We start from the raw sequence: 13,091 nt of genomic DNA on the forward strand, positions 1-13,091 counted from the left end.
GAATGGGAAATATAGAGAAAGTGGCTTCTATAAAGCCGATGAAGTAAAAGTTATACGACTAAATAAGTTATAGCGGTTATGTGTAGAGGGAGCTGGAAGTACGTATGCTGACGAATATGCTGGAGCACTACGGTTACGCATTGATCTATCTGTTTTTGTGCCTGGAAATGCTTGCCCTGCCTCTTCCCGGTGAAATGATGATGAGCTATACCGGTTTGTTTGTGTATGAAGGGAAACTGAATTGGCTGCTGAGCATGGTGTCGGCCGGAGCCGGCGTCTTGACCGGCGTGACTTTATCTTATTGGATCGGATACCGGCTGGGACGCCCTTTTATTTCGCGCCATGGCAGCAAGGTCCATCTCACCGAAGAGAGGATGAATCAAATTACGGGCTGGTTTGAGCGCTACGGGGACAAGCTTCTGTTTGTCGCATATTTTATACCGGGGGTCCGTCATATTACCGGTTACTTTTGCGGAGTAACGCGTATGCCCTTCCGGCGTTATGCGCTGTTTGCCTACACCGGCGCGCTTTTCTGGGTAGGCCTGTTCATTTCGCTTGGTAAAGTGCTCGGCCCGAAATGGGAAGCCTATCACTCTACAGTCAATCGTTACATGGTTATTTTCGGGATCGGTTCGGCACTGGTGACAGCGGCCATTTATGTCTACCGCAAGTATAAAGATCAAGTGATCGAGCGATTGATGGATTTGCTGGCAAGCGGCGTGCGGCACTTTCAGTCTTTCGGAAAGGTACGTCTATTGCTGCTGGCCTCGTTTGCTGCGTTTGTATTGTTTTTTTCGTTAATGCTCGGCGTCATTCAGGATTTTTTGTCGCATGAGTACGGACAATTCGATCAAATTGCCTCTTATTTAATATCGGTGCTGTTCGGTCCGGAGTGGGCGGGCTGGATGCACGTATTTGAGAGGTTCGGGACTTTGGATTTGTATGGGCCGGTTCTATGCCTGACAGGCTTGTGGATTGTGCTCCACAGCCGGGACCGCGGGCTTGATTTGTCGTTCCTGGTATGGGTTGTGGCCGGCGGAGAGCTCTTGGACAGGGTGCTTCGCCTGTTGTTCCATCGTCCTGGCCCGGTGGCAGCTGGCGTGCAGCTGTTCAATACATTTCCGAGCGAGGAGACGTTAGTTACGCTGACAGTATGCGGTTTTTCGGCCTTTTTACTGCTGCGGCATTATCACTTCCGTTACGTCCGGATTCCCTTCGTTGTGGCGGTGATCCTGATCTGTTTGGCGGTCGGGATCAGCCGGGTTTATTTTCACGTACAGTTCCCAAGCGATGTGTTTGCCGGATACATTTTTGGCGGTGTCTGGGTCAGTCTGCATGTGATGCTGCTGGAAATTATGCGCAAATTCAAGGAGTCAGAACTCGGCACGGCCCCTGATCACGATAACAGCAATAAAGGTGCCTAATCCGGTTATTTCATGGCGACCAGAAGTGCGCCGATTGCGATCAGCACGACGCCAGCCGAGTTCAGCCAGGATATTTTTTCGCCGAGGAACAGAAAGGCCAGAATGACGGCGATCACGACGCTTAACTTGTCGATGGGCCCTACCTGCGACACCTTGCCGTACTTGAGGGCCATAAAATAGAACAGCCACGACGTTGCACCTGCCACTCCGCTGAGCACGATGAAGCTGAGTGCTTTTTTCTGTGTAAAAATGCTTCCCAGTTGGCCGAACTTCCCCTGTACGGCAATGACGCCGAGCAGAAATAAGGCCATAATGACGGCCCGAATCGCCGTGGCGGCGTTGGCATCGATGTTTTGCAGACCGATTTTCCCGAAAATGGACACCAGCGCAGCCGCCGCGGCTGAAAGCAGCGCGTAAATAAGCCATGCAGCCATAAGCATCCCCCTTTTTTCATAAATGACTTTTCAACAGCGGCAAAGATTCCCTATTATAGTATTGTTCATCACCGGCTCAAATCATGAATGATTTTACAAAATATCCATTCCCCGAATCCGTGGCACGTTTTTCGGCGTAAAGAGGAATATGGACGAAAGGAAATAGATGAAAAGAGGTGAACCGCCATGGAGAATCAGACCAAGGCTTTTCCTGACCATATCAAATTTCGCTATCCGTGGCGTTCCTATCAAAAGCGGATACTGGACCGGTTGGACGAGCATTTGCGCAATCAGCACCTGCATCTTGTTGCGCCTCCCGGATCCGGCAAAACCGTTCTGGGCCTGGAAGTCATGCTGCGCATCAACCGGCCGACGATCATTTTGGCACCGACTTTGACGATCAAGGAGCAGTGGGCAAACCGCTTCATGGAGCTTTTTTTGGATACAGACATACGCCCGGACTGGTTGTCGACTTCCATTCATCATCCGGCCATGGTCACAATTACAACATATCAGGCCTTACATACTGTTCTCTCCGCCGCCGGTAAAAAGGATGAGGAGCAGGGAGACAAGCAGTCTACTGTTCTACGTGACCACGGGATGAAAACTGCGGTCGATGATACGGAAGATGCTGCGACTGAACGTGAATCGGCTCCGGAGGAGCATGAGATTCCAGAAGACACGGATGAGGCGGAAAAGGAAGACGAGGTGGGCCAGCCTTCAGCAGCGATAGAGATCATTGAAAAGCTGAAGAAGCTGGGACTGCACACCGTCATTTTTGATGAAGCCCATCATTTGCGCGTGTCCTGGTGGAGGAGCGCGGTTCAGCTGTGCGGCATGCTGGAGCGGCCGACCCAAATTGCGCTGACAGCAACGCCGCCGTATGACGTGAATCCGAACGAGTGGCAGCGTTATATCGAGCTGTGCGGGCCGATTGATGAGGAGATCAGCGTGCCGGAGCTTGTCCGTCATGGCGAATTATGCCCGCATCAGGATTACATCATGCTGACCCCGCCTGAGGAGAAGGAAGCGGCGCAGCTCCGCGAGTTTCGCATGCATGCGGCCAGGCTGCGGGGCGAGCTCATCCGGGACAAATTCATAACCGAATTGATCGCCGGCCACCCTTGGATCACGGACGCGGAATCCCACATGGAAGAGATATTATCTTCCCCTGGTTATTACTCCAGCATGGTCATTTTCTTACGGGCGGCGAATCAGCCGGTGTGGCGTGATGCGGTCAGGCTGCTGGGGCTCAAAGAAGCAGATACGCCTAATCTAAGCGACGAATGGCTGGAGGAGCTGTTGAACGGGGTATTGTTTAAAGATGCCCATGTGGATTCAGATCGGCCTGAGCTGAAGGAATTTCGCAGACGGCTCAGCCAACTCGGCATGATTGAGCGGCGAAAGGTGTACTTGCGGTCCACCCCGGCACTGGACAAAATGCTGGTTCACAGCGTTTCGAAGCTGAAGCAAATCGAACATATCCTCGATATTGAGAGATCGGTCCTAGGCGAAGGCCTGCGCATGGTCATCCTGACCGATTATATCCGGAAGGAAGATATGCCTAAGCAAGCGGGGGATGAACAGCCGATTCAGCGCCTCGGAGTGGTCCCGATTTTCGAAACCATCCGCAGACGGCTTAAAGAAAAAGAACCGAGCGGTCGAGAGCTCCCCATCGGCGTTCTTACCGGCTCACTTGTGATCCTGCCAGTCGCTGCGGCAGCATGGGTGCGGGAAACGGCCGGTCAGCGCGGTATTACGCTCACGGAGCGGCCGCTCGCCCATGATTCCGAATACGTGACGATCGATGTGCGCGATTCGAATCGTTCCGTTATCGTCGAATGGGCCACAGAGCTCTTTGACCAAGGCGGTGTCCGCGTACTCGTTGGTACGGCCGCGCTGCTGGGCGAAGGATGGGATGCGCCAGGGATCAATTCGATGATCATGGCCTCCTACGTAGGCTCATTTATGCTGTCCAATCAGATGCGGGGGCGTGCGATCCGTTCGCAGCGCGGAAATCCGGACAAAACCGGGGCGATATGGCATTTGGCCTGTGTCGATACGGAGCTTGCGGATGGAGGAGAAGATATGGCGTCTCTTGCCAGACGTTTCCGCTCGTTGGTGGGCTTGTCCATTACGAATGAAACGAGCGAATCCGGTATGGAGCGAATGGGATTGGGGCCGGGACAGTTAGCGGAAAGGGATATTGAGCTGTACAACGAACAAACATTGGAAAGGGCAAAGGAGCGGCAATTGCTCAAGGAGCACTGGGCATCAGCCGTTGCCCTGCAGGGTTCGATGACCGAGGAGCTGAAGGCGGAAGGCAAGAGCGTTCCAAGGCCGGTGGTTTATCCCTATACGGTCAAAGCGGTTCTTATTTTCGCGTTGGTGCTCGGTTTGGAGACCTTTTTTGACGCGGCCTCATCGCCTCAAATGCTGCATTCGGATGCACCTGGATGGTTCAAATTCGGCATCGCTGCCGTCTTGGCGGCCGTCTGTGCCAGCCCCTGGATCTACAAGGCTGCAAAAATGACGTTCAAGCACCAGTCGCTGGATCGAAGTATTCGCGAAGTCGGATTAGCCGTATACACCGTGCTGTATGAAATGAAGCTGGTCCAACCCGCGCCGAGTATTCATCTGATCGGAACCCAGGAGGAAGGGGGAACCGTCGTATGCTGGCTGAGGGATGGGAGTACGCATGAAAAGACGCTGTTTCTCAATGCCCTGCAGCAGCTGCTCGATCCGATCGACAATCCCCGCTATTTAGTCTATCGCACATCACGGCGGTGGTTTGGCCGGTCGCATGATTATCATGCCGTCCCGGAGGAGATCGGACGCCGCAAGGAACATGCCGAGCGCTTTGCCGTTCTGTGGCGCAAGCATATCGGACCGGCTGAGCTGGTCTATACCCGGACTCCCGAGGGCCGCAAGAAGCTGCTTGATGCGAGAGCGAAGTCCCTGACGTCGATGTTTGTCCGCAAATCCGAGCGGGTCAGCGCTTGGCGGTAAGGCGGGCAAACCATCACATGCGGCACTGAAGCTGGTGAATTATTTACGGGGAAATTTCTCAGGGCAGCAACCAACAGCTGATTTCCGGCGTTTATTGATTAGGCACTCATCTTTTTATAACGGGAGGATCCTATCTGATGCGCTTCAAACGACGATGGAATTCATTTCTGCCGGCTGCTTTTCTGGCCGCCGCTGCTGCATTTGCAATTGCACTGCCTGTTAGCGCCGATAATTCCGCGGCAACCAATACTGGCATTAACTTGACGATGAACGGTAAAGCTGCAAATCCGAAAACACCCCCTTTCCTGGACAAAGGTACGGTTTATCTGCCGGTCCGGGATATGGGAGAAGTGCTCGGTACCCTGGTCTCTTGGAACGTTCAGGCCAAAACGGTAACAATGAGGTATCCAAAGCTCACCGTGAAGCTGCCTTTTGGCTCGAAAAGCGCTAGCGTCAATGGACAGCTTGTCGCCCTGTCCTCGCCACTTCGAATGGTCGACGGGCGGGTGTATGCCCCGCTGCGCTTTTTCTCCGAGGCTATGGGAACGGAAGTGAAGTGGGATAAGGCCACGCAAACCGTACATATGACGAAATCGGACGATTACATGAGATTAACGCCCTATGCGATTTGGTTGAATCAGGTTACCCATGACCTGTATCTAACCAAAGATGAACAAACTGATGTAACCTCGATCGGTAAACTGGATGCTAAATTTAAAGGGACCGTTACGACCGATGGGGCGGTTCGAAATGGGAAAAATACGGTGCTAACCTTTGTGGACAAATACGCGAACCCTCAGCCCCATTATGATGTCTACTCCCTACTTATCCGCAATAACCGAATCGTCGAGCAGAAGCATGCGGCTTATGACCTCCGGTACGAACCGAATACGTCATACTATCAGGTATATGATCCTAAAGGCTGGATCGAATATACGGTGCTGACGGACGGAAAGATCGTGTGGGTATATAACGACGAAGGGAAGATCGTTGCCACGCATGATTTGTCGGAGCTGACCAAGCAGGAAGACGTGTTCGGCGTTCAGGCCGTTGGAACGGATTATTTAGTGGTCCGGCCGAGCCGCACCGGCTTGTTGACGTTAATCGACCTGAGGGACCAGACAACCACGGTACTCGCCGACAAGCTTTTAACGGGTAAAGATTTGGCATACGCCCGTGAGAACCAGACGCCGTATCCAGGAGATACGCTGAGCTTCGCCGGGGATTCTTGGTATCCCGGTTATGGAATTTTAGATTTCGCCTATCACAGTCCATTCCCAAAAAACGCCCGCTCCGAGCGGCTGACCTACGAACGGCCTTCTTATGCTGAAGAACGGAAGGCACTCCCTAAAGAGCGAAGCTTTCAGGAGATGGCCGCTTCATGCGCCGTCGACACTGTAAAGTCTGTTCATATGCAGGATGGGGACCTCATTTACAAACCACTGATTGGAGCGAACAAGCAGGATCAGGAGGGGATTCGTACCGTTTGCCGGATGCTTAAAAAAATTACTGCCGAAGGCTCGGAAGTGACGCTGCCAAGGATATTTCCCGAAACGTTTTTCCACGGTATGTCGGTAGAGTTCACTGCCGGGGATTCCGTCAGCATTTACAGGGCTGAAGGAACCAAGCTGGCTATGGGTTCAGAATTGGGAGGGAAAACTATTTTTCTGGAGGATGCCGAAATGGTCAAGACTTTCGAGCGCTTAAAAGTAAGTTCCAATAATTAGGTCGGTCTTGGAACCGCCTATTTTGTCTAACAGCTTCCTGACCGAAACATTTGAACAGGCCGACGCAGAAGTCGGCTTGTTTTTTTATTATTTTGGCAACATAACCCTTGACACAAAAAAACACCCCAGGTATATTATTAATTAACAAAATGTTAATTGTAAATCGAAACAGGAAAGGCGCAGGCAAATATGTCCAACGAACAAGCACTTCAGCAATACGATGTCCGAAAGTACCGCACACCTGACGGCTATACGTCCGACATCGCGGTCTTTACAATCCGTTCGGAGAAGACGGAAGCATTTAAACCGCCTGTTATGGAGCTGCAAATCATGCTCATCAAACGGAGTATGACGGACAGTGAGGGCCGCCCCAACATCGAAGCAGGGAAGTGGGCGCTGCCGGGCGGCTTTGTCGAACCAACGGAGTCAGCTTTTCAAACGGCGCAGCGGGAACTGAAAGAAGAGACTGGGGTCGAGCATATTCATCTGAAGCATTTTGGCGTATACGATACGCCGGGTCGGGACCCGCGGGGCTGGATCATATCGAACGCGCATTATGCGATCGTGCCCGAACGCCATCTGTCCCAGAGAGCAGCCAATGATGACGCGAGCGAGGTTGAGCTGTTTCCGGTCGACGACGTCCTGTCGCTGGACTTGGCGTTTGACCATGAAGTCATCATCCAGGACGCCATTGCCGTCATCCGGCGGAAGCTGCTGGAGACGACGGCGGCCAAGGATTTTCTGCCTGAAGAGTTCACCTATTCGGAGCTGCAGAGCGTACTGCTCACCGTAACGAAAGATTCGGCGATTGCTCTGGATGCGGCTTTTGCCAGAAAGATCAAGTCCCTCCCGTTTATCCAGGAGGTGGCCGGCAAGAAGACGAGCCGAACATCGAAGAAACCGACGCAGCTGTACCGCTTTGTGGATGCGGATATCAGCAGCTCCATATATCACAGCAAGAAGTAAATCCATTGTGCGAAAATAAAGATCTTATTTTTTTCGAAATCTGATTTAACATTTGGTTAATTGTTATTTTACAAAAGGAGGACCAACGCATGAATCAGCAACCGAATCCGGATACCAATCTTCATGCAGATGACAGCCTTGCGCTGCATACGGATAAATATCAGATCAATATGACGCAGTCCTACTGGCAGGATGGAATTCATGAACGGCGGGCCGTGTTCGAGGTTTATTTTCGTAAAATCCCATTTCACCACGGTTATGCCGTCTTCGCCGGACTGGAACGGGTGGTGCGCTATCTGCAGCAATTTCGTTTTACGGAATCCGATCTGTCCTACCTGAAGGAAGATGGATACAGCGACGAATTTTTAAAATATCTCTCCGGGATCCGCTTCACCGGAATCGTGAAGTCTATGAGGGAAGGAGAGCTGGCGTTCGCCAATGAACCGCTGATGCGGATTGAGGCACCGCTGGCGGAAGCTCAGTTAATCGAGACTGCTGTGCTGAATATCGTCAACTATCAGACTCTGATCGCAACGAAGGCTTCCCGCATGAAGCAGGTTACCGGAAACGACGTCACGATGGAATTCGGATCCAGACGGGCCCAGGAAATGGATGCGGCCATTTGGGGAACGCGCGCAGCGTACATTGGAGGGTTTGATGCGACATCGAACGTGCGGGCCGGCAAACTGTTCGGCATTCCGACGGCAGGAACGCATGCCCATGCGATGGTTCAGGCTTACAGGGATGAGTATACCGCTTTCTGTAAGTATGCAGAGTCCCACCGGGACTGCGTTTTTCTTGTCGATACATATGATACGTTGAAGTCCGGAGTACCGAACGCGATTAAGGCGGCCAAAGCGTACGGCGATCGGATCTCCTTCAAAGGCATACGTTTGGATAGCGGCGATCTGGCTTATTTATCTAAAGAGGCCAGAAAAATGCTCGACGATGCCGGTTTTCCGCAAGCCCGAATTTATGCCTCCAACGATCTCGATGAACAGACGATCATGAGCCTGAAAGCACAGGGGGCGCAGATCGATGTGTGGGGTGTCGGAACCAAGCTCATTACCGCTTACGATCAGCCTGCACTGGGAGCCGTTTACAAGCTGATTTCCATTGAGAATGAAACTGGTGAAATGGTCGACACCATTAAAATCAGCTCAAATCCCGAAAAGATTACAACCCCGGGCAGAAAGCGGGTTTATCGCATCATCAACCGGAGCAACGGCAAATCGGAAGGCGATTATATTGCGCTGGAGCATGAAGAACCACAGAAAGAGACACGTCTCAAAATGTTCCATCCGGTGCATACGTATATTGCCAAGTTCGTGACCGGTTTTGAGGCAAGGGAGCTCCATCATCTAATTTTTGACAGCGGAGAGCTGGTGTATGAACTGCCGGACTTGAAAGACATCAGAACGTTTGCGCGTGACAATCTTCAGGTGCTTTGGGAGGAATATCAGCGGATCTTGAATCCGGCAGAGTATCCGGTGAACCTGAGCCAGGCATGCTGGGATAACAAAATGAGGCTGATCGACGAAATTCAGCGGGACATCCAGCGGCAGCTGCAGCCTTAAGGAGGGGAACATGGCGAAAATCGGAATTTACGGATCCTCGTTCGATCCTATTACCAACGTGCATCTGTGGACGGCAAGCACCGTGGCCCACCGCTGCCGGCTGGACCGGGTGATCTTCCTGCCCTGTTCAAGCAAAAGGCCGGATAAATCGCTGCATGCCAGCGACGGGCACCGGTGGAACATGATTCAACTTGCGATAGATGGCAATGATAAATTTGTCGCGGACGATTATGAGATGAAGCAAGCAGGATGGGAAATTGCCACCTATCTGACGCTGAAGCATTACAAGGAGGCATTCCCGGACGAAGACATTTATTTTATCATGGGTGCGGATCTGCTGCTTGATATCGGGGAAGGGAAATGGAAGAAATCCGAGGAGCTCATCCAGGAAAACAAGTTTATCGTGATGGCTCGGGACGGAATCAACATGCTGGCGGCCATCAGCAAATCGCCGATTCTGCGGAACGCCGACGACGGACAGACATTTCATCTGATCGACAAAGGGCTCGCGATGGAAATCAGCTCGACGTATATCCGGGATGAATTCCAACGAGGCGGTGAGCCGCGTTACCTGGTTCCCGACAACTGCTATGCTTATATGTGCCAACATAAACTGTACCGATAGAAGGGAGTCATTGATATGAAAAACCAACAACAGATTATTGAAGAACTTCATGTAAAGCCTGAGATTAAGCCGGAGGAGGAAATTCGCAGACGAATCGGTTTCCTCAAGGATTACTGCAAAAAGGCAGGGGCCAAAGGGTTCGTGCTCGGCATCAGCGGCGGGCAGGACTCGACCTTGGCAGGACGCCTTGCCCAGCTTGCGGTCCAGGAGCTGCGTACGGAAGGATATGAGGCCAAATTCTACGCGGTTCGGCTGCCTTTCGGCATTCAGAAGGATGAGGACGATGCGCAGAAGGCGCTGGATTTTATCAAGCCGGACGAGAGCTATGATTTCAACATCATGAATGCCGTCAACGCTTTCGCCCTTATCTATTCTGAATCTACTGGAGGTGGGCTTTCCGATTACCATAAAGGAAACGTCAAAGCGAGAATGCGGATGATCGCCCAGTACGCCATTGCCGGTGAGCGTCAGTGTTTGGTGATCGGGACGGACCATGCTGCCGAAGCGCTCACCGGGTTTTTCACGAAATTCGGTGACGGGGGAGCGGATATTCTGCCGCTGACCGGGCTGACCAAAGAGCAGGGCCGTAAGCTCCTTAAAGCTTTGGACGCCGAAGCGCGGTTGTATCTGAAGACGCCTACGGCCGATCTGCTGGACAACAAGCCGCAGCAGCCGGATGAAACCGAGCTGGGCATGGAATACGAAGTGATCGACCAGTATTTGACCGGGCAGCAGGTTGACCCGCAGGAGCAGCTCAAGATCGAGCAGCGTTACGACCGTTCGCAGCATAAACGTGAGCTGCCTGTGACCCCATTTGATGAATGGTGGAAATAAGGCCAAGCGCCGGCTTTAGCCGGTGCTTTTTTACGTTAAATCGTTTTCTACCGTAAATCCGGTTTGTGCGGCTGCTATAATAAATGAAAAGAGTTGAATGAGGTGAGCCGGCATGGATATTCAGTCCATAATCCATCGAATAACACAGAATCTTTGTCAGGTTGATGGGGTCAGGGCCATCGTACTTGGTGGTTCCAGAGCCAGAGGGACGCATCATCCCGGATCCGATATCGATATCGGTATCTATTACGATTCAGTGGAGGGATTGGATATCGATGAACTCTGCCGGATCGCAGCCACCATGGATGATGAGGGCCGAAAGGACCTGATCACGGAGATTGGCGGATGGGGACCTTGGATCAATGGCGGGGGCTGGCTGCAAGTCGAACAAATTCCGGTTGATTTTTTGTACCGCGATATCCGCAAAGTCTCCATGGTGATGGAAGAATGCCTTGCGGGAAACGTCACGATTGATTATCAGCCAGGCCATCCTCACGGCTTTATTAACGCCATTTACATGGCGGAAGTCGCGTTGTGCCAAGTGCTATGGGATTCTGCGGACATCATTACCGCACTGAAGTCCAAAACGTCGCCTTTCCCAGCCATATACAGGCAAGCGGTCATCGGCAAGTTTTTGTGGGAAGCCGAATTTTCGCTTGACATCGGGATGAAAGGGCTCGCCAAGAAAGACATCTCTTATGTGAGCGGATGCTGCTTTAGGGCGGTATCCTGCTTGAATCAGGTGCTGTTCGCCATAAATCATCAGTATTGCATGAACGAAAAGGGAGCGACTGCCCTCGCCGACGCTTTCGATATCAAGCCGCCAGCCTATGCAGAGCGGGTCCATCAAATGTTTACCTTGGTATCGGCAGATGCGGGACGGTTACAGGAGGCGCTTGATATTCTGCGCAAACTGGTGCAGGAAACCACTCGGCTGGTCACCGCGGGGGATTAAAAGCAGGCTGAGGAATAATTAGTATAGTAGTGGTGAATATCAAAAAAGCTGCCGATTAACTCGGCAGCTTTTTTTGCATTTATCTGGATTGACTATACAATTATCTTAAAGTCTTGAGGGCTCCGCTCCAAGCCACGACTTGATCCAGCATCGCATTAACATTGTCCAGATGAAGGGCTTGCGGTTTAAAGACCGATCCGTTTTCAAAATCGGTAAACAGAGACAGCGTTGGATGAACGCGAACGTCGGCAACCAAAAGTTCTCCCAGGATACCGCGGAGATGTTCCGCCGCACGGGCGCCGCCGGTGGAACCGTAGCTCACGATCCCTGCTGCCTTGTTGTTCCACGCTTCACGGGCGAAGTCAATCGCATTCTTCAACGCGCCGGTAATGCTGTGGTTGTATTCCTGAACGATGAACACGAAGCCGTCCAGTTCTCCGAGCTTTTGGTTCCAAGCGGCGATGCCAGGTTCGGAACCGTCTGTCGTTCCAAGGAAAGGCAGATTATAATCGCTGATATCCACGATTTCGTAGTTAGCGTCACCGCGTTGGTCGGCAATTTCTTTGATCCATTGTCCCACTTGCGGGCTTACCCGGCCTTGACGCGTGCTTCCCAAAATAATACCGATGTTCAATTTGCTCATTGTAACTTCCTCCTTGGCTGCTGTGCCAAATAATTTTTTGAAAAACGACATGTTTGCACCACCTGAACCATCTATGATGTATTTGGATTAATGAACCGACTGCAGTCTGAATTCATCAGTAAGTTACTTTACGTAAGTTATTATATTTTTTAAATTTAATGTTGTCAACATAAAAACTTTATTTAAGTAACTGAGATACCAACCTGTTATACCCGGATAAAGGAAGCATGGACTGCGGCGTGGAAGTAAATATAAGCAAAGCAAGCAAGTAAGAAAAAGAGCGAGAGGTGAAATCATGCGATGAAGGCTATTACCGATATTCAGATCCCAGACGTTCCATGGCATCGGTTGACGACGGCCTATGGGAGAGGCACGGACATTCCCCGGTTCATTGAAGAAAAACAGTACGCTTCCCTAGCGGGATTGATCGAACATCAGGGGACCTTGTGGCAGGTGACCCCTTGGACCATTCTTGTATTGATGGAGAAACTAAGGACGGTTGAGCCGGTACAGGTTTCCATCGAAGAGATCGATTTATACCTTGCTGTAGCTTCTGCATTAGCAGATCAGAATATTCGAGACGTGGGTTTAATATCATCCATGGATGAGCTGCTGGATGACAAGTACCTCTGGCCCGTGCAAGAAGACGGAGACGAGGAGGAGTGGGAGGAAGAAGAACCTCGCGGCTATGAGCCGGATTCTTTTTACGGATATTATTATTTCAGCGGTGTGCTGCTAAAACAGGGAGTAGCGGAATTCACGCGGATCATGAGCGGAAACGAGGACCTTGCTCCCAGGATCAGAGAGCTGTTGGCTTTGCTTAAACATATCACCGCTGAATGAAATTTAGCTACAATCATCGTTAGGCAATTACGCTATGAAAAAAGCACACACCGC

11 protein-coding genes are annotated in these 13,091 nt (G+C 51.5%); 9 read left to right on the forward strand and 2 right to left on the reverse strand.

The features are described from left to right. The first annotated feature begins 104 nt into the window (after window positions 1-104). Window positions 105-1,424, forward strand: coding sequence for a VTT domain-containing protein (locus GCU45_RS32615; RefSeq protein ID WP_152404282.1), 1,320 nt, complete (start codon window positions 105-107; stop codon window positions 1,422-1,424). 5 nt (window positions 1,425-1,429) lie between these two features. Here GCU45_RS32615 and GCU45_RS32620 read toward each other — a convergent pair whose 3' ends face one another. Next, window positions 1,430-1,858 (reverse strand): EamA family transporter, encoded by a 429-nt coding sequence (locus GCU45_RS32620; RefSeq protein WP_152404284.1) that lies wholly within the window; start codon window positions 1,856-1,858, stop codon window positions 1,430-1,432. A gap of 186 nt (window positions 1,859-2,044) precedes the next feature. Here GCU45_RS32620 and GCU45_RS32625 point away from each other — a divergent pair, with 186 nt between their 5' ends. The 7 genes from GCU45_RS32625 to GCU45_RS32655 all read left to right on the forward strand — a co-directional run bounded on the left by GCU45_RS32625 (window position 2,045) and on the right by GCU45_RS32655 (window position 11,551). Next, the gene (locus tag GCU45_RS32625) at window positions 2,045-4,867 is read left to right on the forward strand and encodes a DEAD/DEAH box helicase family protein (protein WP_152404286.1); all 2,823 of its coding nucleotides are present in this window, start codon (window positions 2,045-2,047) and stop codon (window positions 4,865-4,867) included. A 137-nt stretch (window positions 4,868-5,004) separates the two neighbouring features. Beyond that, a complete protein-coding gene (locus tag GCU45_RS32630; protein ID WP_152404288.1) occupies window positions 5,005-6,594 on the forward strand; it encodes a copper amine oxidase N-terminal domain-containing protein in 1,590 nt (529 codons plus the stop codon). Between the two features lie 189 nt (window positions 6,595-6,783). Further along, the gene (locus GCU45_RS32635; RefSeq protein ID WP_152404290.1) at window positions 6,784-7,560 is read left to right on the forward strand and encodes an NUDIX domain-containing protein; all 777 of its coding nucleotides are present in this window, start codon (window positions 6,784-6,786) and stop codon (window positions 7,558-7,560) included. 89 nt (window positions 7,561-7,649) lie between these two features. Further along, the gene (locus GCU45_RS32640; protein ID WP_152404292.1) at window positions 7,650-9,137 is read left to right on the forward strand and encodes a nicotinate phosphoribosyltransferase; all 1,488 of its coding nucleotides are present in this window, start codon (window positions 7,650-7,652) and stop codon (window positions 9,135-9,137) included. A gap of 10 nt (window positions 9,138-9,147) precedes the next feature. Then, a complete protein-coding gene (gene nadD, locus GCU45_RS32645; protein ID WP_152404295.1) occupies window positions 9,148-9,762 on the forward strand; it encodes a nicotinate (nicotinamide) nucleotide adenylyltransferase in 615 nt (204 codons plus the stop codon). A gap of 15 nt (window positions 9,763-9,777) precedes the next feature. Further along, window positions 9,778-10,596 (forward strand): NAD(+) synthase, encoded by an 819-nt coding sequence (gene nadE / locus GCU45_RS32650; protein ID WP_152404297.1) that lies wholly within the window; start codon window positions 9,778-9,780, stop codon window positions 10,594-10,596. A 112-nt stretch (window positions 10,597-10,708) separates the two neighbouring features. After that, the gene (locus tag GCU45_RS32655) at window positions 10,709-11,551 is read left to right on the forward strand and encodes a nucleotidyltransferase family protein (protein WP_152404300.1); all 843 of its coding nucleotides are present in this window, start codon (window positions 10,709-10,711) and stop codon (window positions 11,549-11,551) included. Between the two features lie 100 nt (window positions 11,552-11,651). Here the strand turns inward: GCU45_RS32655 and GCU45_RS32660 are convergent, their stop codons facing one another. Then, complete coding sequence (locus GCU45_RS32660; protein ID WP_076165832.1) at window positions 11,652-12,245, reverse strand: NADPH-dependent FMN reductase; 594 nt, start codon at window positions 12,243-12,245, stop codon at window positions 11,652-11,654. A 249-nt stretch (window positions 12,246-12,494) separates the two neighbouring features. On the opposite strand from GCU45_RS32660, the gene GCU45_RS32665 reads away from it, so the two are divergent. After that, the gene (locus GCU45_RS32665; RefSeq protein ID WP_152404313.1) at window positions 12,495-13,037 is read left to right on the forward strand and encodes a hypothetical protein; all 543 of its coding nucleotides are present in this window, start codon (window positions 12,495-12,497) and stop codon (window positions 13,035-13,037) included. The last annotated feature ends 54 nt before the right edge of the window (window positions 13,038-13,091 follow it).

The organism is Paenibacillus cellulositrophicus, from assembly GCF_009363095.1.
Classification (GTDB): Bacteria; Bacillota; Bacilli; order Paenibacillales; family Paenibacillaceae; genus Paenibacillus_AQ; species Paenibacillus_AQ favisporus.

Excerpts from the sequence above, each read along its gene's own strand:
- GCU45_RS32615 (WP_152404282.1), top strand. The coding sequence starts at position 105 with ATGCTGACGAATATGCTGGAGCACTACGGTTACGCATTGATCTATCTG.
- GCU45_RS32620 (WP_152404284.1), bottom strand. The coding sequence starts at position 1,858 with ATGGCTGCATGGCTTATTTACGCGCTGCTTTCAGCCGCGGCGGCTGCG.
- GCU45_RS32625 (WP_152404286.1), top strand. The coding sequence starts at position 2,045 with ATGGAGAATCAGACCAAGGCTTTTCCTGACCATATCAAATTTCGCTAT.
- GCU45_RS32630 (WP_152404288.1), top strand. The coding sequence starts at position 5,005 with ATGCGCTTCAAACGACGATGGAATTCATTTCTGCCGGCTGCTTTTCTG.
- GCU45_RS32635 (WP_152404290.1), top strand. The coding sequence starts at position 6,784 with ATGTCCAACGAACAAGCACTTCAGCAATACGATGTCCGAAAGTACCGC.
- GCU45_RS32640 (WP_152404292.1), top strand. The coding sequence starts at position 7,650 with ATGAATCAGCAACCGAATCCGGATACCAATCTTCATGCAGATGACAGC.
- nadD (WP_152404295.1), top strand. The coding sequence starts at position 9,148 with ATGGCGAAAATCGGAATTTACGGATCCTCGTTCGATCCTATTACCAAC.
- nadE (WP_152404297.1), top strand. The coding sequence starts at position 9,778 with ATGAAAAACCAACAACAGATTATTGAAGAACTTCATGTAAAGCCTGAG.
- GCU45_RS32655 (WP_152404300.1), top strand. The coding sequence starts at position 10,709 with ATGGATATTCAGTCCATAATCCATCGAATAACACAGAATCTTTGTCAG.
- GCU45_RS32660 (WP_076165832.1), bottom strand. The coding sequence starts at position 12,245 with ATGTCGTTTTTCAAAAAATTATTTGGCACAGCAGCCAAGGAGGAAGTT.
- GCU45_RS32665 (WP_152404313.1), top strand. The coding sequence starts at position 12,495 with ATGAAGGCTATTACCGATATTCAGATCCCAGACGTTCCATGGCATCGG.